The 24,543-nt window shown below is 62.4% G+C and carries 16 protein-coding genes; all 16 read right to left on the bottom strand.

Annotated elements, in window-relative coordinates; genetic code table 11:
* Positions 1–48: 48 nt before the first annotated feature.
* The 16 genes from HBN54_RS06585 to HBN54_RS06510 all read right to left on the bottom strand — a co-directional run bounded on the left by HBN54_RS06585 (position 49) and on the right by HBN54_RS06510 (position 24,455).
* Positions 49–1,305, bottom strand: coding sequence for a PKD domain-containing protein (locus tag HBN54_RS06585; protein WP_168672368.1), 1,257 nt, complete (start codon positions 1,303–1,305; stop codon positions 49–51).
* 69 nt (positions 1,306–1,374) lie between these two features.
* A complete protein-coding gene (locus HBN54_RS06580) occupies positions 1,375–2,865 on the bottom strand; it encodes a RagB/SusD family nutrient uptake outer membrane protein (RefSeq protein WP_168672367.1) in 1,491 nt (496 codons plus the stop codon).
* Between the two features lie 19 nt (positions 2,866–2,884).
* Positions 2,885–6,046, bottom strand: a complete 3,162-nt coding sequence (locus tag HBN54_RS06575) for a SusC/RagA family TonB-linked outer membrane protein (protein WP_168672366.1) — start codon at positions 6,044–6,046, stop codon at positions 2,885–2,887.
* Between the two features lie 60 nt (positions 6,047–6,106).
* A complete protein-coding gene (locus tag HBN54_RS06570) occupies positions 6,107–8,503 on the bottom strand; it encodes a glycoside hydrolase family 3 N-terminal domain-containing protein (RefSeq protein WP_168672365.1) in 2,397 nt (798 codons plus the stop codon).
* Positions 8,504–8,945: 442 nt separating this feature from the next.
* On the bottom strand, positions 8,946–10,970 hold the full coding sequence (locus tag HBN54_RS06565; RefSeq protein WP_168672364.1) for a 7TM diverse intracellular signaling domain-containing protein: 2,025 nt from the start codon (positions 10,968–10,970) through the stop codon (positions 8,946–8,948).
* Between the two features lie 162 nt (positions 10,971–11,132).
* The gene (locus tag HBN54_RS06560) at positions 11,133–13,679 is read right to left on the bottom strand and encodes a DUF5686 and carboxypeptidase-like regulatory domain-containing protein (RefSeq protein WP_168672363.1); all 2,547 of its coding nucleotides are present in this window, start codon (positions 13,677–13,679) and stop codon (positions 11,133–11,135) included.
* A 232-nt stretch (positions 13,680–13,911) separates the two neighbouring features.
* Complete coding sequence (locus tag HBN54_RS06555) at positions 13,912–14,220, bottom strand: hypothetical protein (protein WP_168672362.1); 309 nt, start codon at positions 14,218–14,220, stop codon at positions 13,912–13,914.
* 9 nt (positions 14,221–14,229) lie between these two features.
* Positions 14,230–14,838 carry a hypothetical protein gene (locus tag HBN54_RS06550; RefSeq protein ID WP_168672361.1) on the bottom strand — a complete coding sequence of 203 codons (609 nt, stop codon included), beginning with the start codon at positions 14,836–14,838 and terminating at the stop codon, positions 14,230–14,232.
* A 105-nt stretch (positions 14,839–14,943) separates the two neighbouring features.
* A complete protein-coding gene (locus HBN54_RS06545; RefSeq protein WP_168672360.1) occupies positions 14,944–16,278 on the bottom strand; it encodes a family 1 glycosylhydrolase in 1,335 nt (444 codons plus the stop codon).
* Between the two features lie 88 nt (positions 16,279–16,366).
* Positions 16,367–18,037: a GMC family oxidoreductase gene (locus tag HBN54_RS06540; protein WP_168672359.1), complete on the bottom strand. Its 1,671-nt coding sequence runs from the start codon at positions 18,035–18,037 to the stop codon at positions 16,367–16,369.
* Between the two features lie 114 nt (positions 18,038–18,151).
* Positions 18,152–18,754, bottom strand: coding sequence for a gluconate 2-dehydrogenase subunit 3 family protein (locus HBN54_RS06535; RefSeq protein ID WP_168672358.1), 603 nt, complete (start codon positions 18,752–18,754; stop codon positions 18,152–18,154).
* 142 nt (positions 18,755–18,896) lie between these two features.
* Positions 18,897–20,420 carry a M20/M25/M40 family metallo-hydrolase gene (locus tag HBN54_RS06530; RefSeq protein ID WP_168672357.1) on the bottom strand — a complete coding sequence of 508 codons (1,524 nt, stop codon included), beginning with the start codon at positions 20,418–20,420 and terminating at the stop codon, positions 18,897–18,899.
* Between the two features lie 249 nt (positions 20,421–20,669).
* Positions 20,670–20,816 (bottom strand): MFS transporter small subunit, encoded by a 147-nt coding sequence (locus HBN54_RS06525; protein ID WP_168672356.1) that lies wholly within the window; start codon positions 20,814–20,816, stop codon positions 20,670–20,672.
* 31 nt (positions 20,817–20,847) lie between these two features.
* Positions 20,848–22,257 (bottom strand): L-lactate MFS transporter, encoded by a 1,410-nt coding sequence (locus tag HBN54_RS06520; protein ID WP_168672355.1) that lies wholly within the window; start codon positions 22,255–22,257, stop codon positions 20,848–20,850.
* Positions 22,258–22,578: 321 nt separating this feature from the next.
* A complete protein-coding gene (locus HBN54_RS06515) occupies positions 22,579–23,511 on the bottom strand; it encodes an SDR family oxidoreductase (RefSeq protein ID WP_168672354.1) in 933 nt (310 codons plus the stop codon).
* A 158-nt stretch (positions 23,512–23,669) separates the two neighbouring features.
* Entirely contained in the window at positions 23,670–24,455 is a 786-nt protein-coding gene (locus tag HBN54_RS06510) for an MIP/aquaporin family protein (protein WP_168672353.1), read from the bottom strand.
* Positions 24,456–24,543: the final 88 nt, after the last annotated feature.

The raw sequence follows: 24,543 nt of genomic DNA, 5'->3' as shown, positions 1-24,543 counted from the left end.
AATAGGGTAGTTGAATGGTTTTATCTGAATAAAAGAGCCGATATTCAGCTATTTAGCAACCAGCTTAATGGTGAATACAGTTCCGCCGTTGAGGCCGCTGCCGGCGCGCAGCACCATGTGCTGGGCATCGATGGACAGGATGCGGTACACCCGCTCGGTGACGGAGGCATCGGTAGCGCCAATGAAGGCGCCCACCCGCGTGAGGGTGAACTGCGCCAGCCCGGTGCCAGCCGCCGGCCCAAACACGAAGGGCGAAGTGCCCGTCTGGGGAGCCTGGCAGGAGTAGCCATTGGCCGAGAAGGTTTCGGCCTTGGCATCGTAGGAGAAAATGTTGGCGTTCGAGAACGTGTACTCGTCATCGGACTGGCAGGCGGGCAGCTGCCCGGCCAGCACGCCGGCAAAGTAGGAGGTGGGCGCAGCTTCGGTACCTACCACAATGGGGGCGTCGGCGGCATTGTCCAGCAGCCACGTTTTGGAAGAGCCGCCGGTGAGCAGCAGCTTGTAGGGGGCCGTGGCGTCGTAGGGCGCGAAGGTGAGGGTGGTGCGGGTGCCGTCGGGGTTGGTGCCGCGCAGGCGCAGGCGGGTGTCGGTGGCTTCCAGCACGTCGTAAGTCTTGTTCACCACCGAGTCCGTGAGGCCCAGGAAGGTCTTTTTGCCTTTCAGCACAATTTGCGGGTTGCCGCTGGCATTGGGCCGGAACACGAAGTCGGTCGCGAAGTTCAGCGAAGCGCCGCAGGCTCCGTTCTGGAAGGTCTGGCCGGCGCTGTTGTAGTTGATGGTGAACGCGCTGCTAAACGAAAACTGGTCGTCGAGCTGGCAGGCGGGCAGCGTGGTGGAGGTCGAAATGGGCACGCCGCCGGCAGTTTCCCGCACAATGGCGCCGGGCTGGCTCGAAAACGCCCACACCCGAATGCCGCTGCCCGCGCAGTTCACCACCTTGCTGAAGGTGGCATTGGCGCAGGGGTCGGCAATGGTCACGGTCTGCTTGGCCGAGATGGCGGTGCCGCCGCGGCCGGCCGTGGTCAGCTCTACCTGGTAGGAGCCGCCGCGGGGGTAAGTGTGCATCACCGTGGGCCCCGAGGCGATGGAGTTATCGCCGAAGTTCCACTGGTAGAGAAAGCCAGCGGTGCTGGTGCTGGTGAAGGTCACCACGGTCGGAAACTCGGTGGTGTTGGCCTGGGAGGTAAAGGTGGAGGTGGGCACGGGGCCTTCGAGCTTGCTGTCGTCGCCTGCTTTCTTGCAGGAAGTCAGCAGCAGGGGCGTCAGCAGCACGCCCAGCACGGCGGTACGAAGTATATTTTTCATGGGAATTCAGCGGAGAGGGGGTGAGATGCCTGGGGCCGGCAGCGGGGAGGCCGCCGGCCCGGCGGTCAGTTAATAGCCAGTGTTTTGCGTGAGGGCGGGGTTCACGTCGCGCTCCGACTGCGGAATGGGCAGCACAATGTTGAAGGGCTTCACGCCCTTGGCCGTGTACTGCAACAGCTCGCCGGTGCGCTTCATATCGAACCACCGGTCGTTTTCGAACGCCAGCTCGTACTTGCGCTCACGCCACACGGCGGTTTTGAAGGCCGTGGCGCTCAGGCCGGCGGCCAAATCGTGCGTGCCAGCCGTGCCAACAGCCTCCCCAAACGAGCGGCGGCGCACCTTGTTGATGGCCTCCAGGCCCTCGGCCGTGGGGCCCACGCCTTCGGCCAGAATCAGGTACATCTCGGCCAGGCGCAGCACCGCAATGTTCAGCTCCGAATCCCAGACGTTGGTATTCACCTTGCCGATAAACCACTTTTTGCAGCCGTAGCCGTGGGGCGAGCCCGGCAGCGAAGCCGGCTGGGTGCGGCCGTCGGGGTAGGCATCGCCGGGCTTCCAGATGGTCACGTCGCGGCGCAGGTCGCCGGTTTCGTAGCCGGCCACAAAGGCGTCTTCGGGAATGTTGAAGCCGTAGCCGCCCTGGGGCACAATGCCCTGGCCACGGGGCCCGAAGAACTCGTTGCCCACAAAGCCCAGGCCATTGAACGTGTACTGGTTGCGGCCCGCCACGTACTGCACCTCAAAGAGCGACTCCTTGCCGTTCTCGTTGGCTACCTTGAAGTTGTCGCCGTAGTTGGCCCACAGGCTCTTGCCGCTGTTATTGATGACGGTGCGCGCCTGGGTGGCGGCCTCCGCCATTTTGCCCTCGGTGAGGTACACCTTGGCCAGCAGGCCGGCGGCTGCCCACTTGGTGGCGCGGCCCAGCTCATCGCCGCTATACGAGGCCGGTAGTTTGGTAATGGCGTCGAGCAGGTCTTTCTCAATTACGGGATAAATCTGGGCTACCGGTGTGCGGGGCACGTTCACTTCGGCCACCGTGGTGGGCGGCGTAGTGAGCAGGGGCACGTCGCCGAAAACCCGCACCAGGTCGAAGTAGTACTTGGCCCGCAGAAACTCGGCCTCGCCAATGGAGCGGGCCTGAATGGCCGGGTCAATCTGCATAGCCGGCACCTTTTGGAGCACAATGTTGGCCCGGCCGATGCCCACAAAGCAGCCACCCCACAAGTTGGACGTGAGCGGGTTGGTGGCCGGAATATTGTAGTTGTCGAGCTGCTGCTGCTCAATGCCGTCGCCGCCGCCCCCACCGCCGGTGTAGGAAATATCGGAGCCAATGTCGCCGATGCCCCACAGGGCGTAGTTGTACTGCCCTTGCTTGCCCAGCTCGCTGTAGATGGCGTTGGTGGCCTGAATGGCGTCGGTGGTGGTTTTGTAGAAGTTGGCGTCGGTCACCTGGTCGGTGGGCGACTCGTCCAGAAACTTCTTGCCGCAGCTTGCCGAGAGCAGGCCGAGGGTGAGCAGCAGCGCGCTGCTGGCGAATTTAGGAGAAATGGTGAGTTTCATCGTCGTAAGTCGTTAAGGATTAGAAGCCCAGGTTGAGGCCGGCCAGGAACACGCGCGGCTGTGGATACACGCCCAGGTCTACCCCGCGCGAGCCCACCTCGGGGTCGAAGCCGGTGTACTTGGTCAGGGTCACCAGGTTCTGGGCCGTCACGTACACGCGCAGCTGCTTGGCGGCAATGCGGCTGGACAGGGCCGTGGGCAGGCTGTAGCCCAGCGTCAGGGTTTTGATGCGCAGGTAGGAGCCGTCCTCGATGTAGTAGCTGCTCACGCGCAGGTTGTTGTTGGGGTCGCCGGCAATGGCGCGGGGCACGTCGGTGCTGGTGCCTTCGCCGGTCCAGCGGCCCAGCACGCGGGTGCTGCCGTTGCTGTTGCCATACAGGGCGCTTTCCAGAATGTAGCGGTTCTGGTTGTAAATCTGGTTGCCCTGCGAGCCCTGCACAAACACATTCAGGTCGATGCCCTTAAAGGTCAGGCTGTTGTTCACGCCGTAGGTGAACTTAGGGTTGGGGTTGCCGATGTACGTGCGGTCGGCCGCGTTAATCACGCCATCGCCGTTCAGGTCCTTGAAGCGGATGTCGCCGGGGGCGGTGCTGGTTTGCGAGTTGGTGCCGGCGGTCTGGGTGGCGTGGTTTTTCACGTCCTCCGGCGTCTGGAACAGGCCATCGGCCACGTAGCCGAAGAACGAGCCGAAGGGCTGGCCCTGGTCGTAGCGTACAATCACGCCGCTCAGGCTGCCCAGGCCATCATAAGGCTGGCCGGCTCCCAGCGACTCCAGCTTGGTTTTGTAGGCCGAGAAGTTCAGGTTGGTGGTCCAGGTCAGGCCCGAGGCGCCGCCCTGGATGTTGCGCGAGGTCAGCGATACGTCCACGCCGCGGTTGTAGGCCGAGGCCGCGTTGCGGTTCACACTCTCGTAGGTGCCCGACACCAGCGACACGGGTACCGGCGCAATCAGGTTGGGCGAGGTGCGGTCGTAGAGGTCGATGGTGGCCTCGAAGCGGTTGTCGAGGAAGCCGAAGTCGAAGCCCAGGTTGGTCTGGTTGTTGGTTTCCCAGCGCAGGTCGGGGTTGGCCAGGCGCGTAGGCGCGGCGCCCGTCTGAATGGTGCCGCTGGGCCCGAACGGATACGAAATGGCCGAGTTGATGGAATAGAGGTAGGCGAAGCGCCCGGCGTTGTTGGGGTTGCCCACCTTGCCGTAGCCCACGCGCACCTTCAGGTTGCTGATAACAGCGTTGCCCTTGAGGAAGGATTCCTCCGACACCCGCCAGCCGGCCGATACGCCGGGGAAGAAGCCGAACTGCTGGCCGGGCGGGAAGTTGCCCGAGCCATCGTAGCGGGCAATGGCCGAGAACAGGTACTTGCCGGCAAACTCGTAGTTGAGGCGGGTAAAGTAGCTGGCCAGGTGCGAGGTGGGGTTGATGATGCCCGCGTTGGCCAGCGACGTGTTCAGCGGGCCGGTGTTAATCACCTGCAGGTCGTTGCGCAGGTAGCCCGTGCGGTAAGCTTCCACGTTGCTGAAGTTGAACGCCTGCGCCGACTGGCCCAGCAGCAGCGTCACCTGGTGCTTGTCGGCAAAGAGGTGGTCGTAGGTGGCCGTGTTCTCAATCAGGTAGCTTGGCGTGTAGCCGGCCGTGGCCGTGGCCCCGGCCAGGTTGTAGCGGGTGCTGTACACGTCGGTGCCCACGCGCAGCTCGGGAATGGTGGGCCGGAAAGAGTTATAGTTGTCAAAAATCAGGTCGGCACCCACGTTGGTGCGGAAGCGCAGGCCCTTCAGCGGCTCCACTTCTACAAAGAAGGTGGTGAGGGCCCGGTTGCGGGTGAATTTCTGGTTGTTGAGGGTGGCCGCTACAATGGGGTTTTCCTCAATAAAGTTGTCCTGGGCACCGCGCGGCTCGTAGTAGTAGCCATCGGGCCGGAACAACGGGATAATGGCCGGAATGCGCAGCGCCTGCTGCACCGTGCCATACTCGCCGTTGTTGGTCGTAATCTGCCGGTCTTCCAGGTGGGTAATCGAGATGCTGTTGCCGATTTTCAGAATCTTGTTTATCTGCAGGTCACCATTGGCACGCAGCGTAAACCGCTCAAAATTAGAGCCCACAATGGTGCCGTCCTGCTTAAAGTAGCTGGCCGAAACCGCAAAGCGGGCCTTGTCGCCCCCGCCCGTGGCCGACAGCGAATAGTTCTGAATAGCGGCCCGGCGGAACACCTCGTCCTGCCAGTTGGTGCCCGTGCCCAGGGCCTGCGGATTGCGCAGGCGGTCTACCACAATGGGCTGGCCCGCCGCGAGGCGGTTTTCGTTGTTAATCACCGCGTATTGCTCGGCCGTGAGCAGGCTCAGCTTGCGCGATACATCCTGCACGCCCCGGTAGGCATCCACGTTGATGGTGGACTGCCCGGACTTGCCGCGCTTGGTGGTGATGATGACCACGCCGTTGGCGGCCCGCACGCCGTAAATGGCCGTGGCCGAGGCATCCTTCAGGATGTCAATGGTTTCGATGTCGTTGGGGCTGATGGCATTCAGCTGGTTCTCCTGAACATTCCCGTTGGCATCCTTCGAATCGGGTAGCGGAAAGCCATCCACCACGTACAACGGGCTGTTATTGCCGGCCGAGGTAATGCCCCGCACGCGCACCGAAGTGCCCGCCGCGCCGCCCGGCGCGCCACCGTTAGAAGTCACCGTGACGCCCGCCGCCCGGCCCTGCAAGGCCTGGGTCGCATCGGCCACCGGCTGGGAGGCAATCTCCTTCGCCGTTACCGACGATACGGCGCCCGTCACGCTGCCGCGCTGCTGGGTGCCGTAGCCCACTACCACTACTTCGTTCAGCTTCTGCTCGTCCACGGCCATCGACACGGATACTGTGCCATTGGCGCTCACGGCGGCTTCCTGCGTGCGGTAGCCAATGTAACTAAAAACCAGGGTGCTGCGCTCGGGCGCATTCAGCGAGAAGCTGCCGTCGGCATTGGTCGTGGTGCCAATCGTGGTACCCTTTACAAGCACCGTTACGCCGGGCAGGCCACTGCCGCTGCCGTCGGTCACGCGCCCGCTCACGGGTACATCGGCTACGGGCCGCATCACCGGGCGCGGAGCCGAAGCCGGAGCTCCGTGCGCCAGGATGGGCATCCCGCAAGCCAGCAGCACCGCAGAGCGGCGCAGCAGAGCAATCAGGTAATAATTTCGCTTCATGGTGAGAGTTGAAATGGTGTGGTGGGAATTAGAGGCAACTGGGTATTAAAAAAAACGGGGTTATCGGGCAGTGGCGGCCGTAGCCGGGCCGGCGGTGGGGCGCACCGCGCCGGTCGTGTTGTCGGGGGCCGGGGTGGCGCTGGCCACCGGGCCGCCCGCGTAGCGGAAGCGCATCAGCTGCGAGCCCACGCGCAGGGTGTACCAGCCGTTTTCCAGCTGGGGCCGGCCCTGGCCATCGGGGTAGCTCAGGTCGCGCAGCGGGTCAATCTCAAAAGTGAGCTCGCGGCTCTGGCCGGGGGCAAAGGGCTGCTTCTCGAAGTGCTTCAGCAGGCGTACCGGGCGGGCCACGCGGCCTACCTCATCGGTCAGGAACCAGAGCACGGCCTCCTGGCCGGCGCGGGCACCGGTGTTGGCCACGCGCACCGTGGCGCGCAGCTTGGCGGCCGGCCCGGTCAGCACCGAGTCGCTCAGCGCCAGCCCCGAGTAGGCGTAAGTGGTATAGCTCAGGCCCTCGCCAAACTCCGTGAGCATGCTGCTCTTGTACTTGGCCCCGCGCTGCTCAAAGCCGGCACCGAAGTCGCTCAAATCGAGGCTGTTCTCGTTGTTGTCGTGGTGGTAGTTGGTGATGTGGCCGGCAAACTGCGGGTAGGTAAACGGCAGCTTGCCGCTCGGATTGGTTTTCCCGCTGATGATTTCGGCCAGGGCCGTGCCGCCGCCGTAGCCCGGCAGCCCCGCCCAGATAATGGCCGGCGTGCCCTCAGCCACGCTCCGGATGATGCCCGGCCGCCCGCCAATCATCAGCAGAATGGTGGGCTTGCCGCTGGCCTGGGCCGTGCGCGCCAGCTGTTGCTGGTCGTCGGGCAGGGTCAGGTCGGAGGTGTTGCCCAGGCCTTCGGTGTAGGGGCGCTCGCCCAGGGCCAGCACCACGGCATCGGCCTGCCGGGCGGCGCGGGCAATGCTGGCCAGCAGCAGGTTGCCTTTGGCGTCGCGGTAGGGCAGCATCTCTACTTTGGCCTGCGGGTACTCGCGGCGCAGGGCTTCGAGCACGGTGGGCACATCCTTGGGGTAGGCATCTTCGGGGCGGCCCTGCCAGGCCAGGGTCCAGCCGCCGCACAGGTTGGCGCGCGAATCGGCCGAGGGGCCCACTACCAGCAGCCGCTTCACCCTGGCCGGGGCCAGGGGTAGCATATTCTTCTCATTCTTAAGCAGTACCACCGACTCGCGGGCGGCGGCCACGGCCTGGGCACGCAGGGCCGGGTCGCCCACGCGGCTCAGCCGGTCGGCGCGCGGCATGGCGTTTTCAAACAACCCGATTTCGTCCTTCATCTGCAGCACGCGGCCGGCCGAAAGGTCGATGCGGGCCTGCGTGAGGCGGCCTTCCTGCACCAGCTCCTTCACGTAGCGGCAGAAGGTAGTGGTGTAGGGCGTCATAGCCATGTCTACGCCCGCGTCAATGGCCATCCAGGTGGCTTCTTTCTCGTTGGCCGCCACTTTCTGAATGCGCACCAGCCGGATAATGTCTTCCCAGTCGGTCACGGCCACGCCTTTGAAGCCCATCTGGCGCCGCAGCAGGTCCGTGAGAATGGCCCTGGAGGCGTGCACCGGCTCGCCGTTGATTTCGCCGGAGTTAATCATGATTGACTTCAGGCCGGAATCGATTGCGGCCTGGAACGAAGGCCGGAAGAACTCCTGCAGCCGTTGGTCAGGGATGAGGGCATTGGTGCGGTCCCAGCCATTGCGCGGGTCGGAGTAGCCCAGGAAATGCTTGCCGCAGGCGGCCACTTTATAGGGGGCTATTTCTGTGTTGGTCTGCATCTCCCGCACGAAGGCGCTGCCCAGCGTGGCGGCCACCAGCGGGTCTTCGCCGTAGGTTTCGTAGAAGCGGGGCCAGTAGGTGTTCACGCCCAAATCCAGCACCGGCGCGAATACCCAGTGATGCCCCAAATCAGCCGATTCGAGTATCGTGGCGCGGGCCGTCTGGCGGGCCAGCTCCGGGTTGAAGCTGGCGCCGATGTTGATGTTGTGCGGGAAGATGGCGGTGCCGCTCACGTAGCTGGCCCCGTGCATATGGTCGATGCCATAAATCATTGGGATGTGCAGCCGCGACTCGCGCAGGGCGATGCGTTGCAGCGCAGCCGAGTAGCGCAGCCATTGCGTGGCCGGCACAGCCTCCCCGTTGATGAAGGACCCAATGTGAAAATCCCGAACCAGAGCAGTTGCTTTGGCCGAATCGAGGGTTACATCGCCACCGGCTCCAGTATGATTTATCGCCGAAATATTCAGCTGGGTCATCTGACCTATTTTCTCTTCCAGCGTCATCTGCGCCAGCAGCTGCTGCACGCGCGGGCTAAAGGTGGCGGCTGGTGTTTCAGCCGCGATGCTCACGGTAGGCGGAGCAACCGTGGCCATCGGCACGGCCCCGCGCTGGCAGGCGGCCAGGAGTGGTACTACCAGCAAGAGATTGCGCCATCCGAACAAGGAAGGCTGGGCTGCCGAAGACAAGCACGAACCGGCAAGTAGACGAAGGCGAATCAGGGAGGAGAATGAGGCCATCTGGAATATTCAGTTGACCAAATGTAGTTGAGCGTGTTGAGTAAATACGACTCAATAACTGCCCTGAATGGCTTGATTTGAAGCTTTTGCTATATTTTTAAAAATGGGTTATACGCTTGCCACACACGTTGTGATTGCTGATTACCGCTTGATTTGAGTAGTGGAAGCGTTTTGGTTTTCTGCCCTGCAGGCTAAAAAACAATGAAAAAAAACAGTTATTATCAAAAAAAAACGACGAATACTTTCCAAGCGGTAGATTATCAGGTTAAATGCCGCCTGGTATAGTTCTTAATACCTAAAAAGACATTTCGATTTATCACAAACGTTACCGGAGTATTTGTTGTGCTTAACTCCCGGTTTCACTGGGCTCGCTCTCCTCTATTTCTACTTCTGTAGAGGCATCCAACAGTACATGAGTCCAGGGTTCACCGTCCTCATAGTCGGCGGCCAGGTGGCGGCGCTGCAAAGCCAGCAGCACCTTCTGGGCAAAAGTCCAGCTGGTGGCCGGGCGCAGGTCCAGCACCCGGGCCAGCTCGGCGGGGGAGTAGTTCCCTTTGTGGGCGTGCAGCAGGAAGACAGCATACAGCGCCTTGACAATGGAGAATTTGCACTTTTGCAAGAGGGTGCCGGTCGTGGCCGACTCTACGTAGCGGCAGCGGGTGCAGCGCCGGGCGTAGGGCTCGCGGGCCTCGCAGCTCTTTTCGTGGCCACACTTGCGGCACTGGTAGCTGCCGTGGCCCCATTTCAAGTCGGCCAGGTAGCGCAGGCAGGCGTCCTTATCGGGGTATATCTGGCTGAATTCGCCAAAGTCTACTTCCTTCGACTCTATGCGCGCCGCCTTCTCGGCGTGCAGGTCGCGGCTGAGGTCGCCGTTGAGCTTCTCGATGGCGGCCGATTGCAGGGCCAGCAGGCCATTGGCTTGCAATAGCTCGCGGTTTTGGGCGGCCACGGTTTCGTTCTGCTGGCGCAGCTCGGTGGTGCGCAGGGCTACCAGGCCTTCCAGCTCGGTATTGAGCTGGTCTTTAAGGGTTTGGTTTTCGCGCATTTGCACTACCAGACGGTCCTGGGCCTGGTGCTTTTTGCGAAGCTGCTTCAGCAGGCGGTGCTGCGTGAGCAGCGCGACATCCATCAGGCCCTTCAGCTTTTCGCCCAGCGCGTAGCTCAAAATCACTACTTCTACCACGAAGGCGGCGTTCAGGCTGTACACCGTGTATACATTGCTGTAGAAATTGATGCCCAGCTTGCGCATGATGAGGAACGTGAGGCTGGTGGCCACCAGCGCCTGGGCCAGCAACAGGTAGCGGGCGGGCCGCAGGCCGCTGCGATAAGCTTGCAAACCAGCGTAATACAGCAAGCCATAAGGCAGCAGGTAAAGCCAGAAGCTGAAACCCGAGTGCACCACTGCCGCATCGAGCACCAGCAGGCCCGTGCTGATGCCCACCACCCACTGCCCCGCTCGGTGCAGCCCCGGCAGCCGGGAGGCCGTGTCGAGAAAGCCACCCGCGTAGGTCGCAAACGTGAGCAGCAGCAGCACCGGGGCCAGCGCCCCAATGAAGTGGTTCAGGCGCGGGAAATCGGACCATAAGTACTGGAAACCCAGGCCATCTTCGGTCAGAAACAGCAGCGCCCCGCTGAGCACATAGAGCACGTAGTAGAGATAGGTGCGCTCACTCAGGAAGAAGAACAGAATCAGATTGTAGAGCACCATGATGAACAGGATGCCGTAGAAAATGCCCAACAGCCAGTATTGCAGCGACAGCTCCGGGATGAGGCCGGCCCCGCTGTGCAGCATGGCCCGGAAGCTGGTGCGGGTGTCGGAGTGCAGGCGCAGGTAGTAGGTGGCGGTTTCGCCGGGCCGGGGCGGCAGGTCGAACAGGAAGTTTTTGTAGGGATGCGGGCGCGTGGCAAACGATTGGTTGGCTCCCGTAGCCACGCTGTCGTAGGTGGTGCTGGAGCCGCGCTGGGGGCTGAAAAACATCGCATTGCCAATGTGCGAGTCATACAGTTCCAGGTACCAGGCCGCATTGTCGGTAGGGCGCTGGCGCACCGTGATGCGCAGCCAGTAGGTGCTGCGCGGGTGCTCGATATTGGGCGGGTGCCCTGAGCCGCGCATGGCCACAAACCGACGGCTCCACGCCGGTAGCTGCACATCGGCAAGGTGTAGCCGGCCCGTAGGGTCTTCCAGCATGCTGTAGTAGTTCTCCTCCAGGTAGAGGGCCGGCTGGGCCGGGTTCACGGCCAGGGTGTCTTCGGGGGTAGCGTGGGCGCGGGCCGGCAGCAGCAGCCAGATGCATAGCAGAGCCAGGCGGTATAGTGGGTACTTACCACCCGTCGATTGCAAACGCGAAATCAGTGAGAGAATACGAGGCATAGCAGCAGCGAACTTACAAAAACGCAACCCGAAACCGGCTGAATGAAACCGCTTCGATAAGCAGGGGTTCACGCCCGAAGTGCCGCAGGGCGTAGGCGCAATAAAAAAAGCCCGGCCGTGTCGAGACACAGCCGGGCGCTGAAACCTGAGCAGGCTGCGCGGCTACAACCGGAACTGCGCCCCCACTTTGATGCCAAAGTTGCTGGTGCCCGGCGTGTCGCGGTAGGTGAGGCGGTGAATGAAATCGACCCGAATGAATTTGAAGATATTTTCTACCCCGTAGCCGACTTCTATGTAAGGGGTCGAAATGGCGCCGGGCAGGTCGGGTGTGTTGCCGTTGATGCGGCGGGCACGGTCCGAGAGCTTGCCGTAGAGCACATTGCCGGTACCCACCAGGCGCCAGTTGAGGGCGCGGATACCCGGAATGGAGTTCACGAGCAGGCCTTCGAAATGGTGGTCGAGGCGCAGCGTGACCGAACGGTCAGTGATGAACTCAAAGTAGTTCATCAGGTTGAAAGCGTTGGCGTTATAAAATGGCGTCTGGTTGCCCAGCGGAGTTTTGAGGATGAAGTAGGGCAGCGCCGTGGGAATGTAGTTGCCCTCGGCCCGGTAGGTGAGGCGGCCCAGCTGGCCCACCGAAACGCTGTGCGAAATGGCCAGGTTGAACTTGTGGTACATGAAGTCGCCCTGCGTCCAGTCGATGGCGCCCAGCGTGTAGCGGAAGGTGAACACCGGCAGGCGCTTCAAGCCCACGGCCCGGCGGCGGGTTTCGCTCTGCACCAGATTTTCGTCGGGAGCGTAGCGCGATTCGGATACTAACTCGCTCAGATGCAGTACATCTGAGGCGGGCATTTCTGTGGGTGGCTGGCCACCTGGGCTGGGAGAGTGGCGGCGGTATTCAAACAGCGGGTTGATGTTCTGGTAGCGAAGCGTGAGCGTTTGGGTGAAGCCGTGGAACAGGTCGCGCTGCACACTCAGGGAGGTGAGGTCGCGCAGCACGGGCTTGCCCTGCCGGAAACGGCCCCACCTCGAAGCCGCAGTAAACAGGTTGTTGTTGTCGAGAAAGTCGTTGTCCAGCAGCGCGGCCTGCTCCACGTCGTGCTTGAACTCGCCGGTGAATACCGTCCAGTGGCGGCGCTCGGCCACGTAGCTGACGCGGGCCCCGTACTTGAAGCGGCCATCTTTGGTGCCGTAGGCTACGTACGCCTGCGTGAGCCAGTTGCGGCTGATTTCGGGCGTGGTGCGAAAGCCAAAGCGGAAGCGGTTGCCTTCGAAGTCGTTGTTGGCGTAGAGCGTGGAGATGGGGCCGAAATCGAGCTTGCCCACACGCTTGTAGCCGTTCACGAGCAGCTCCACCCAGTCGAGCACGTTGCGCACCGAGGGCAGCTGCTTGGCCGAGTCGAGCACGGCAAACGTCTGGCGCTCGCTCAGGCTCAGGGTATCGGGCCGGTGCAGGTCGAAATAGCCGCCCCTGCCGCCCTGGGGCAGGCCGGTGAGCAGGCTGCCCACGCCGGGCTCCTCCTTGTCGGTGGGCTCCATGAGCGACGACACGATGGGCTGGTCGTAGAAGCCGGGCTCCTCATGCACCTGGTTGCGCACGAAGTTGCTGCTCACCGTGGTGAAGCGCACCAGCATGGCCGCCTGCTTTTCGTAGGGCCGCACGCTGAGCACCATTTTGGTGCGGGTGGGCAGGCCCGCGCCGTCGGCGGGCGAGGTCAGGTCCTGGTAAATGCGCAGGTCATTCACGAAGTTGATGTTGGCTTCGGGGCTGGCCACGAGGTCGGCCCGGCGCAGGGCGTAGCCTTCCTGCGTAATCCAGATAGTGCCTTTGAAGGCCAAATCGTGGCTGCGCTTGGGTGTGACGGCAATTTTATAGCACCAGTCCTTGCCCACAAACACGGAATCCTGCAGCTCGTAGTCGTAGGTAACGCGGCCGCCTTCGGCAATGGGCGAGATGAAGTCCTTGCCCAGCACGTTTTGCCAGTTGGGGTAGAAGTCGAAGTTCTGGAAGTTGGAGCCCAGCATTTGCGAGAGCACCGAGCCTTCGCGCGGGCCCACGCCGCGCATCTGCTTGTGCAGCAGGTCTTCGCGGCGGCGCAGAGGCGAGTTGCGCTGGTACACCCGCGAGCCCACTTCCGAGGCAAAAACCGGGAGCGGGGCATCCACATCGGCGGCGGCGGCGGCCCCCTGGCGCACGGCCAGCGCCCGAATATCCTTGATAACCTTGCGATTGGACAAGCTCTTGGGCAGGTCAATCAGGCTGGTTTCGATGCGGTTGTAGGAATCGTACTCGGCGGCCTGCAGGGCGGTGCGGGCATTCTCGGGCTTGTGCCGCTGCACTTCGCGCAGAATACGGAAAGCCGGATTTTCGGGCTGGCGCGACGACACGATTACCTCGCCCAGCGCCACGCCGCCGGTTTTCATCCGGAACAGCACCGTTTGCACGGCCGCGTTGCTGAGCCGGCGCCGCTGCGTGGCAAAGCCCAGCGCCGAGGCCGCGATGGAATCGGGCGAGCCCGTGGCGGTGAGCTTGAACTTGCCATCGGCATCGGCCGTGACGCCGGCGCTGCTCTTCGGAATAAAGATGGACGCGAACGGCACCGGCTCACCGTTCGTAGCTTCCACTACTTGGCCACTGATTACGATACGCTGGGCTGCGGCTGGCAGTGCCAGGAGGCACACCAGGAGCAGCGGAGCAAGAAATTTCATACGAAGTATAAAAGAGCCAAATGCCAAAACCATAAGTAGTCCCGCAATTTACGCAAAGCGCAAGCGGCTCCCAACTAGTTCCGTGCCGAAATCAGTAAAATTTCTGGTGAAAGATTAAACCTGCCGGGCGAATGATGGTCGGGGCCCGGCCAGCGGATTTAGCCACAGTGAGCATGCACTTACCCGGCATCGCGCAAAATGGCCGGGGCAGGTAATTGCCGGGGCATTGCCCTTACCCATCGAGGCCCGGCAGCGGTGGCAGCACCAGCCATATTTCGGTGCCAGCGGGCAAATCCACGGCCGCACCGAATTCAAGCAACAGGCCCCGCTCCGGTATCGCTCCCCGGGTTATTTCTTCAACGGTGGCCGTGGCGGCGTGGCGCGCACCATCAGGCAGCACGGCCTCGGCGGCTACTGCCGCGTGCAGCTCGTAGGCGGCCAGGTGCGGGGTGGGGCCGCTGGGCAGCGCCAGCAGGCCCAGGCCGGGAAGGGGCCAGGTAGCGGCTACGCGCAGCAGTAGGGTGGGGGCTGAAGTCGTCATCAGCTGGGCTTACGGCTCTGGGACCGTCGGAGTAAAATCACGGGCTTCGGGGGCCGGTAAATTCTCCTGCGTGGCCGGGGCTGTGAGTGGCGGCCCGGCCTTGGGCAGCGGCCCGAGGTAGTTGGCTGCATTTGAAATAACGAAAACCGTGGACACGAAACCGGCAATTTTTTCCAGCAGCAGCAGCACCTGTGTGGTGCCCGCCGCCGCCGTCACGCTGCCGCCCGCGTTGCTGATGAGCGTGCCTACGCTGTAGTAAAATAATTGCCCGAAGATTTCCAGCTCGGAGCCCGGCCTTAGCCCCGTGAAAGCATGCCTGTTTACGTGGTTGAGACAGTAGAAGTCGAGCGCGAATGACAGTGCAATCATGCCCAGGTTGAGCGACACGAGGAGCAGGAATTGCTGAAACGTTTCGCGCAGGGCCGCCAGCGCCCGGAAATTATGCAGCAGGAAGTAGCCCGTTTTGCCGGCCGCCGCCGCCAGGAGCAGGCCGGTAATCACATCAGCTGGCAGGCCCTCGTGCTTGTCGAGCAGGTACAGGGCCAGGCCCAGCAGCAGCAGCAGCCCATGCTGCCACAGCAAGCGGTGGAGTTGGTGATTGAGGGGTTGAGGTTTCATCGTAGTGCAAGCAATGCGCGGCGGGTGTGGAGTGAATGAAAAAGCACGGCAGGCTGAGCGTCGCTGCTCAGTCTGCCGTGCTTTTTCTGAATCCGTCAGGTCAATCTACACCTCCACTTTCAGCGTGGCGGGCGCGGAGGTTATCTCAAAGAGCTCGCCGTGAGGCACAATGGTAATCTGGCCGTATTCCTGGAGCAGCATTTTGTAGGCCTCGGCCACGGGGCGGGGCTTACGGTCAAGGTCGAAGAGGCCGCAGGGGTTCACGGTGCCTACTTTGCGCTCCAGGCCCTTGTCCCAGTCAATCTGGTCGATGAGAGAATACCAGGTGAAGCCGAGCACGGGCACGCCTTCTTTCCGCATTCTCAATATATTCACCCACTGCTTCCAGAGCCAGTTGGGGCCGTCTTTGGCATCGAGCACGTTGGTTTCGGTGTGCATCACCGGCTTCTTGTAGCGCTGGTAGTAGTCGTGGGTAATGTTGTACCAGCCCAGCACGTCCATACTGGTCTGGATGGAGCCATCGGGCAGCATAATCTTCTCGTTGCGGCCGTAGTAGTCGTTGCCCATTATCTGGTATCCGGGCGGCTCGCCGGCCATAAACCAGTCGTATTCGCGCCGGGTCATGCCGTTGTCGTAGAGGTAGTTGACCACCTCGCCCTCGGGGTGGTGGGCATAGAGCAAGTCGAGCGAGGCGAAGCGCAGCTTGTTCTGGAGCTGCACTTCGGGCGTGTGCTCGGCCCGCAGCTCGTGGGTAAACTCCGCCGACTCGCTCTGCACGATGATGCAGTCGGGCCGGTGCTTGGCAATTCGCTGCGTGCCCATGATGCTGGCGGCCACCAGGTGCTTCAGGGCCGTCACAAAAGCCTTGTCCGACTTCAACTGCTCGTTCCAGACGCCGTCCTTGGCGCTCATCTTGGCCGTCACGTAAATCTCATTCACCGGGGTGTAGTAGCGCACCCATGGGTAGCGTTTGGCCACTTCCTCGCAGTAGGCCGCGAAATGCACCGGCAGCTCGGGGTTCTGGAAATTGCCAATGAAATCGGGCACCCCGAAGTGCATCAAATCCAGAATGGGCGTGATTTCGAGGCGGCGGATTTCGGCCATCGCGGCATCGGCGAATTCCCAGTCGTACTTATCGGGGCTGAGCTGAATTTTGTAGTAGGGCAGGCCGTAGCGCAGCACCTTTAGCCCCATTTCCTTCACCAGCGCCAGGTCTTCCTTGTAGCGGTTGTAGTGGTCGCACTCGGCCAGCAGGTCGCGGCGGGTTTTGCCGTTGTCGATGGTCGGGTAGCTGCACTCAATGCCGGTGGCGAACATGAAATTATTGGGCAGGCCGGTGGGCAGGCCGTTGCCGTTGTGGCCGGCTGCGCCGCCGTACTGGTCGCCCTCGTAGTTGCCATCGCCGAAATGGTCGTGAATTTCTGTGAGAAAGGATTTCATAAATTGGTGCTTGGTTGTTGGTGCTTGGTTTTTGGATGAATATTCGCTGGCTAAATGGTGCCAAGCACCAAGCACCAACAACCAAGCACTATTTAAGGCTCTCGAGAAACTTGTCCGCCGTGCGCAGGCTCAGGGCCATGATGGTCAGGGCCGGGTTCACGCTCAGCGCACTCGGGAACGTTGAGTTATCGGAGATGTATAGGTTGGGCACGTCGAAAGCGCGGCCGTTGGCATCCACCACCGCATCGTCGCCACTCTTGCCCATGCGGGCCGTGCCGATGACGTGCGCATACCGCTGAAACGACCAGATATCAGTAGCCCCGGCGGCTTCCCAGATGCCCCGCATGATTTTTTCGGCGTGGGCATTCATGCGGTGCTCATTTTCCTGAGCGGTGAAGTGCAGGCGGGGCTTGGGCAGGCCGCGGGCGTCTTTTTCGTCGGCCAACTCCAGAAAGTTGTCGGCGTGGGGCAGGCAGTCGCCCAGAATATTGATGCCGGCAATGTGGTTGAAGTTGCGCATGTAGTCGCGCAGGGGCTGGCCCCACATTTTGCGGCCTCGCGCCACCTGCCCGGCAAACGTCACAGGCATCACGCCGATGCTTTGCAGCAGGTAGCCGCCGATGAAGTCGGCATCCTTCGGCCGGTGGGTGTCCTGCGAAATCAGGCCGCCAGGAATACCCTTGTTGGGCCGCACTTCATCGGCAAACGTGCCCCAGACCTGCAGGCCGGGGTGGGCCATCAGGTTGCGGCCCACCTGCCCGCTGGTCAGGGCCAGCTCATTGAGCAGCAGCAGGCGCGGGGTTTCCACCGAGCCGCCGCAGAGAAACAGGTGGCGGCAGCGCTGACGCTTTTGCTCACCATTCTGTGTATACACCACGCCCGTCACGTAGCCCCGGGCGTCGCGCTCAATCTCGGTCACGAAGCTATTGGGTCGGATATCCGCCCCGTGCTTCACGGCCAGCGGAATAAACGTTACGTCCATGCTCGACTTGGCCCCGTTGGAGCAGCCGGCCTGGCAGAAGCCCCGGTTGGTGCAGGCCTCGCGCCAGCCCACGCCCTCCTGGTAGTAGCGCGCCGAAAGGGCCGCATTGGCCGCTGGCGAGGTCTTGATGCCCATTTTCTCCGCGCCGCGTACCATCAGCTGGGCGGCGCTGTTCAGCGGCAGCGGAGCCAGCGGGTAGCCCTGGCTGCGGGCAGGCCCCCAGGGGTAGGGGGTAGGGCCTGATACCCCGATAAACCGCTCCACTTCATTGTAGTAGGGTTCCAGCTCCTCGTAGCTCACTGGCCAGTCCTCGCCCTGCCCGAAGTCGCGCCGAACGTGCAGGTCGTCGGGCAGCGGGCGGGGGGTGTAGGCGGTGTAGTGTAGGGTGGAGCCGCCTACGCCGGTGCCGGAGTTGTTCTTGCCCATGGCCAGTGGGTCGCCGCCGGCGGCCAGCCGCTCGTCGTTCCAGAACAGGAAATCCTGCGCTTTTTCGTCGGTGGCGAAGTCGGTTTCGGGGGTGTGCCAGGGGCCGGCTTCCAAAGCCACCACTTTCAGGCCGGCCTGGGCCAGCCGGGCCAGCAGGGGTGCGCCGCCCGCCCCCAGTCCAATCACCACGCAGTCGACCTCATCGGCTTCGGGCTCTACCGCTTGCGGCTGCTCTTTTGGCGTGTTGGTGGGTATGGGCTCTTCGGCCAGCAGCGAGCGCAGCAGCGGGTCCTGAACTTCGGGTTGAACAGGGTTAATGACGCCTTCTTCGATGATTTCTTCGTCGGGCATATATAGTGAGGTAAGCTTTAGCTTGCCGTTGAGTAGTAGATAAGTTTCCTTGCTGGAAATGAGGGTATTGTGATGTAGTAAAAATGCTTTTATTACATCACGGCAAGCTAAAGCTTACCGCACATCAATCTCCCGGTCGTCTTTCTCATTAAGGCCGATTTTCGACCACTTGGGCAGGTCAGCCATGCCTACGTAGCCGATTTCCTCCTGGGCCAGCGGGTGGGCGTAGTAGGTTTCGGTAAGCTCGGCCAGCATTTCTTCGAAGAAGCGGCTGGCGTCCAAGGTTTCCCAGGCGGCGCCGGGCGGGGTGCCTTCGGCCAGCGCCTGAATTACGGCATCCTGCTGCTCCGCATTCAACCCCATAAAATCGGCCTGAAATAGCTCCTGCGCAATTTCCTGAATACCGCCCAAGCCCAGGCGATAGGCCTCGCGGTCGGGCGGGAGAGCATCGTAGCGCCAACCGTCGGCGCGGCCTTCGGTGAGGCGCTGGTCTACGCTGGGGGCTAGCGGGATGGGATTGTCGGGCCGGTCGGGCTGGGGGAAGAGGCGAGCGGCCACGGCTTCGAGCAGGGCGAACGTTTCAGGGGCCAGAAACTGTGGCTCGTAGGCAACCGGGGCATCGAGGCGGGCCTGCAGGGCGGTACGGGTGGCATCGGAAACGTGCGGCGTAGCGAGCAGCGCGCGCACGGTGCCAGACGGATAAATGGGAGCGGACATAGGCGAACGTAAGTCAGAAACGAGGCCGGCACTGCCAGCCCCCTTGATAACTGCTTACGGACAAAATCTTCCCGGGGCTGATAGTCGAGGTCGGAATTTCCTGGCCGCCCCGCCCCCGTATTTGCGGTTGTTGCCGCGCGAGCTACTTCAGCTGCATAATCGCGGCCATGGTTTCAATGCCGCCCCAGAGGTTGCCGAGACGGATGTTCTCGTTTTCGGCGTGCTGGTTGTTGTCGTAGTTGGCCACCGGCACCGTGATGGTTTGGGCCTGCAGCTGCTGCTCGAACACGTAGAGCGGCAGGCTGCCGCCCATGGTGGGCAGCACCACCACGGGGTCGGTGGTGGTGGTTTGCACGGCCGCGATAATCTGGCGGGCAATGGGCAGGTCGAGGCGGGTGCGCTGGGCATTGTAGCCGGGTTCGGCCTGCACCTTCACCAGCAGCGGAAACTGGGCGCGCTCGGCGTCGGTGGGCTCGGCGCTGAGGACGTGGTAGCCCTGCGCTTCGATGTGGCGCACCACTTTCTGCACCTGGCGCTGGGCATCGTTGCCGGGCACCAGGCGCAGGTCGAGCACGGCGGCGGCGCTGGTCGGAATCACGTTGGCGGCGGCCGGGTACACGTTGGCGCTCTGCATGCCGTTGATGTTGAGCGAAGGCTGGTTGAGCAGCTCCACCAGCGACTGGCCGGGGCCGTAGGGCCGCGCGAAGCCCAGCTCCTGCCGAATAGTTTCGTCGAGGTTGGGCACCTGGGCCAGGGCGGCTTTCTCGGCCGTGCTCAGCGGCGTCACGTCGTCGTAGAAACCGGCCACGCGCACCCGGCCGGTGCTGTCCTCCATTGAGGCCAGCAGGCGGGCCAGGGCCAGGCCGGGGTTGGGGGCCCAGTTGCCGTAGTGGCCGCTGTGCAGCGGCCGGCGCGGGCCATACACCGTCAGGCGCATGTTCACGTCACCCCGCGCCCCAAACACCACCTGCTTGCGGCCCGACTGGTGCACCGGCCCGTCGCAAATCACCCACACATCAGAAGCCAGCCGGGCCTTGTGCTTGGCCAGAATCTCGGCCAGGTGCGGCGAGCCCCGTTCCTCTTCGCCTTCAAAGAAGAATTTGATGTTGACGTTGGGCTTGAGCTTGCTGGCTTTCAAGGCTTCGTAGCCAGTCAGAATGGCCATCACGCCAGCCTTGTCGTCGGAAGCGCTACGGGCGTAGAGGCGCCAGTCGGGACTGAGCGGCTGGCCGGCGGGCGGCAGCTCGGTTAGCTGTCCGCCCCGGTCGAGCGGGCCCGTGGCCAGCTGCGGCCGGAAGGGCTGCAGGCCGTAGCCCCACTGAGCGGGGTTCACGGGCTGGCCGTCGTAGTGGGCATAAAAAATGACGGTGCGGGTAGCACCCGGCACGCGCACCTCGCCAAACACCACCGGCGGCACGCCCGGTGTGGGCGCGGCCAGCAGCTCGGTGGCAATGCCGCGCCGCCGCATCATGCCCTGAATGAACTGCGCCGTGCGCCGCAGCCCGGCCGAGTCGGCCGCCACGTTGGAGATGGCCACCAATTGCCCGAACTCGGCCAGCAGTTCCCGCTCGTGCGCCTGCCGAAACTGGCGTACCCGTTGCGTGGGGGGCGCGGCTGGCGCGGCGGCGAGGAGCGTGAGCAGGGCGAGGGGCAGGAGGGCTTTCATGGCGGGAAGGTAAGGCGTGGGCAGTAGTCGCCCTCCGCGTGCGCCTCACCCCCTGACCCCCTCTCCGAAAAGGAGAGGGGACACCGGTTCTGCACCTGGTGGAAATCTTTAGGTCCCCCCTCTCCTTTTCGGAGAGGGGGTCAGGGGGTGAGGCGCCCGCGGAGGGCGACTAGTGTTGGCAATTTCGCATACAAAAAAGCAGCCGACCCACCGGGCCGGCTGCTTTCTCAATCTGCTATGACACCGCCGCTATTGAAATAGCGTCAGCGCCTTAATAAAGGTTTGCGACACGCCCCAGGCCAGGGGGATGCCCACAAAAAGCCAGGCGATAACCAGCGCGCCGGTCGAGCTGGATTCGGCTGCCGGGGTGCCGAAGTTGTTGGGTTGAGGATTCATATCAAAGTCGGATTTAGAAGGGGAGAATGGCTTAGTGTCCGCCGCCCTGGGGCGTAACGGGGCCTTTTTCGAAGTATTTCTCGTTCACGGCCGTCACGGCGAAGTTGGCCAGCAGGCCTACTACCAGCAAGCCTGCCATGGTGTAAAATACCGTCTGGTAAGCCGATGCGCCCGTGAAGCCCTGCGCCTTGCGGCCCTCGTGCAGGTAGTTGACGATAAGCGGGCCGACCACGCCGGCCGTGCTCCAGGCCGTGAGCAGCCGCCCGTGGATGGCTCCTACCTGGTACTTGCCAAACAAGTCGGACAAATACGCCGGAATGGTAGCGAAACCACCGCCGTACATGCTGATAATCACGCAGGCAACTACCACGTACAGCGTGAGCTGCAGGTTGTGGCCCAGCGTAGGAATGAGCAGGTACAGCGCAATGCCGAGCGCGAAGTAGATGGCATACGTCACCTTCCGGCCCAGCTTATCCGAAGCCGACGACCAGAAGAAGCGACCCAGCAGGTTGAACATGCTGAGCAGCCCCACGAAACCAGCCGCTGCGGCCGCCGTCACAAACTTGCCTCCGCCCATCGCCGCCTTCGAAAAGGTGTCCTGAATAAGCGGCGAAGCCGTTTCGAGCACGCCGATACCGGCCGTTACGTTGGTCATCAGCACCACCCACAGCAGCCAGAACTGCGGCGTCTTAATGGCGTTGTCGGCCGATACGTTGCCGCTGGTAATCAGGGCGCTGTGCTCGGCATTGGGCACATAGCCGGCCGGAGCCCAGTCATCGGCCGGTACTCGAATGGTCCAAACCCCAAACTGCATGAACAGGAAGTAGATGATGCCCAGCGTGATGAACGTAGCGGCTACGCCCAACGTGCCGGTGCTTTTGAAGTGCGCCATGAGGGCCACCGACAGCGGGGAGGCAATCATCGCGCCGCCGCCGAAGCCCATGATAGCCATGCCCGTAGCCACACCCTTGCGGTCCGGAAACCACTTAATAAGCGTGCTTACCGGCGAAATGTAGCCCAGGCCCAGCCCGATGCCGCCCAGCACGCCGTAGCCCAGATACAGCAGCACGAGGCTGTGCAGATGAATGCCCAGCGAGCCAATCAGGAAACCGCCGCCAAAGCAGAGCGCGGCCGCCATCATGGCCTTACGCGGGCCCACGCGCTCCAGCCACTTGCCAAAAATGGCCGCCGACAAACCCAGCAGCACAATGGCAATGGAGAAAATCCAGCCAATCTGGCCTGGCGACCAGTCGGTGGGAGCAGGCGCATCTACGTTGCCGCTGATGAGCGCCCCAAGGGGTTTTTTGAACACGCTGAAGGCATATACCTGCCCGATGGCGAGGTGAATGGCCAGCGCCGCCGGTGGCACCAGCCAGCGGTTGTAGCCCGGCCCCGCAATGGTGCGGCTGCGGTCGAGCAAAGAAGAGGAATTATCGGCCATGTAAAAGTGGGAATTGATGTGAAAGAAGAAAATAGAAAACACCGCTACCAAGGGGTCTAACACCCTGAAAACGCGTAGAAAGCAGCAAGGTAATCGGCTGCTTCGGTGGTTGACTAATCGCGGCGTTAAAACTTTGCTAAATAGCTATAGCTATCGAAAAACGCCTGTCATCCTGAGCATTCCGCGCATTAAGCGGAGACGAAGGACCTTATCGCCGATGAACAGTTTGCAGTAACTCAACTAGTGCAGACGTGAGAAGGTCCTTCGTCTCCGCTTAATGCGCGGAATGCTCAGGATGACAGGCGGTTTGCCGCCGCAGCGCTACTCGTCGCTGCTGAGCTTGCCACCGGTGATGTGCACCAAGCTACCGGTCATGAAGGAGCCGTCCTGCGAGGCCAGCAGAACGTAGGCGGGCGCCAACTCCTCGGGCTGGCCGGGGCGCTTGAGGGCGACCTCGTGGCCGAATTTTTCGATTTCTTCGATGGGCATGGTGCCGGGGATGTTGGGCGTCCAGACCGGGCCGGGCACTACGCAGTTCACCCGAATACCTTTTTCGCCCAGGTACAGCGCCAGCGACTTGGTGAGGGCATGAATGCCGGCCTTCGAGCAGGCATAATCCACCAGAATCGGAATGCCTGTGATGCCCACAATGCTGCCCGTGTTGATAATGCAATCGTCCTTCTGGAGGTGCGGAATGGCGGCTTGCGCCATCCAGATGTAGCCCAGAATATTGGTGTCGAAGGTGCGGCGAATCTGCTCTTCCGGGATGTCCTCAAACTTGGCTTGGCTCATCTGGAAGGCGGCGTTATTCACCAGGATGTTCAGCCCGCCCAGTTCGGCCATGGTGCGGCGCACGGCCTGCTTGCACTGCTCGGGGTCGCGCACGTCCATCTGCAGCAGCAGGCACTTGCGCTTCTCTTTTTCCACCATCTGCTTGGTTTTCTCCGCGTCCTCCACGTTTTCGTTGAAAACGATGGCCACGTGCGCGCCTTCTTTGGCGAAGGCAATGGCCACGGCCCGCCCGATACCGGAATCGGCCCCGGTGATGATGGCAACCTTGTCTTTCAGCTTGCCCGCGGCTTTGTAGTTGGCCAGGTCTGAGTCAGGCTGCAGTTTCATGTCGGCCTGTTTGGCCGGGTAGGGCAGCTTTTGGGCGGCGGCCTTCATGTCTTTGGCTGTGGGGCGGCTTTCGGCTTTGGCGGGGGCGGCTTTTTTGGCCGGGGCTTTGGCGGAATCAGTCTTTTTGGTGGGCATAGCAGCGTAGAAGTAGTGTGCCTCTGCTTACGCGAAAAAAGGAAAAATGGCCGATGCCAAACCGCCAGCCAGTAGCCTGGGTGGCTGGTGCAGCACCCGTTGAGCAGCACTGGCCCACACGGCCCGACCGCTCTTTCCAACCCATTCTGCGCCCGTTGCTACTCGGCCGAATAATCCGGGTACACCGGCGGGCGCTCGGTAGGAGAGTGGCGGCGGCGCCAGCGGCCGTACACGATGGCCGTGACCCAGGTAGCAGCCAGCGGGCCCACAAAATAGAGCCACAATCCCGGGCTGCCCCCAGCGGCAACTGCGCTGCCCAGCGTACGGGCGGGGTTCAGGCTCATGCCCGAAAGCGGGGCCTCCACCACCACAAACAAGGCCAGCAGCAGGCCCACGAACGCGCCCGTACATTGCTTGAGGCGGGCCGAGTGCAGCGACCACAGCATCACCATCATCAATGCGCCGGAAATCAGGATTTCGGCCCCCAGCGCAATTACCCAGCCGTAGGCGCCCTCGGGTGGGCGGGTGGTGTTGTAGTGCACATCCGGGTGGCCGAACCACGGGGCCAGCAGCCAGAAGATGGCCACGCCGGCTACCAATGCCCCCGCAAACTGCGCCACCACGTACCAAATGGCATCGGCCGTCCTGATATGGCCCAGCTGCCAGAAGCCCAGCGTAACGGCCGGGTTGAAGTGCGCCCCCGAGCGCTTGCCCCAGGGCGAGTAGGCCATCGCCACAATCAGGCCGCCCACTATCAACCCCACCCCCATGCGCTGCACCCAGGCATGCGGTCCCAGCGCCCGCGCCACCGCCGAATTGGGGTGGTGGCACACCACGGCCGCTACGCTCGAAAAAACAAGAAAAGCCATGATTCCGGCCGCCTCTACCAGGTAGTGGGGCCAGTGGCGGCGAAGGGTGCGCAACAGGTGAGCGGCAAACAGCATAAACGACGGATAGAAGCTGTTGCAACACCAGCGTACCGGGGAAGTTGGCCGCCGCAACCCGAACGCATACGGGTTTTTGAGCACCATG

The organism is Hymenobacter artigasi, assembly GCF_012275535.1.
In the GTDB taxonomy this organism is placed as follows: Bacteria; Bacteroidota; Bacteroidia; order Cytophagales; family Hymenobacteraceae; genus Hymenobacter; species Hymenobacter artigasi.
Note: the sequence above shows the minus strand (reverse complement) of the source record. Positions and strands in the feature narration are given on the sequence as shown.

Coding starts and splice junctions, on each gene's coding strand:
- HBN54_RS06555 (WP_168672362.1), bottom strand. CDS start 14,220: ATGACGACTTCAGCCCCCACCCTACTGCTGCGCGTAGCCGCTACCTGG.
- HBN54_RS06515 (WP_168672354.1), bottom strand. CDS start 23,511: ATGCCCACCAAAAAGACTGATTCCGCCAAAGCCCCGGCCAAAAAAGCC.
- HBN54_RS06550 (WP_168672361.1), bottom strand. CDS start 14,838: ATGAAACCTCAACCCCTCAATCACCAACTCCACCGCTTGCTGTGGCAG.
- HBN54_RS06585 (WP_168672368.1), bottom strand. CDS start 1,305: ATGAAAAATATACTTCGTACCGCCGTGCTGGGCGTGCTGCTGACGCCC.
- HBN54_RS06540 (WP_168672359.1), bottom strand. CDS start 18,037: ATGCCCGACGAAGAAATCATCGAAGAAGGCGTCATTAACCCTGTTCAA.
- HBN54_RS06530 (WP_168672357.1), bottom strand. CDS start 20,420: ATGAAAGCCCTCCTGCCCCTCGCCCTGCTCACGCTCCTCGCCGCCGCG.
- HBN54_RS06575 (WP_168672366.1), bottom strand. CDS start 6,046: ATGAAGCGAAATTATTACCTGATTGCTCTGCTGCGCCGCTCTGCGGTG.
- HBN54_RS06520 (WP_168672355.1), bottom strand. CDS start 22,257: ATGGCCGATAATTCCTCTTCTTTGCTCGACCGCAGCCGCACCATTGCG.
- HBN54_RS06525 (WP_168672356.1), bottom strand. CDS start 20,816: ATGAATCCTCAACCCAACAACTTCGGCACCCCGGCAGCCGAATCCAGC.
- HBN54_RS06535 (WP_168672358.1), bottom strand. CDS start 18,754: ATGTCCGCTCCCATTTATCCGTCTGGCACCGTGCGCGCGCTGCTCGCT.
- HBN54_RS06545 (WP_168672360.1), bottom strand. CDS start 16,278: ATGAAATCCTTTCTCACAGAAATTCACGACCATTTCGGCGATGGCAAC.
- HBN54_RS06580 (WP_168672367.1), bottom strand. CDS start 2,865: ATGAAACTCACCATTTCTCCTAAATTCGCCAGCAGCGCGCTGCTGCTC.
- HBN54_RS06560 (WP_168672363.1), bottom strand. CDS start 13,679: ATGAAATTTCTTGCTCCGCTGCTCCTGGTGTGCCTCCTGGCACTGCCA.
- HBN54_RS06565 (WP_168672364.1), bottom strand. CDS start 10,970: ATGCCTCGTATTCTCTCACTGATTTCGCGTTTGCAATCGACGGGTGGT.
- HBN54_RS06510 (WP_168672353.1), bottom strand. CDS start 24,455: ATGCTGTTTGCCGCTCACCTGTTGCGCACCCTTCGCCGCCACTGGCCC.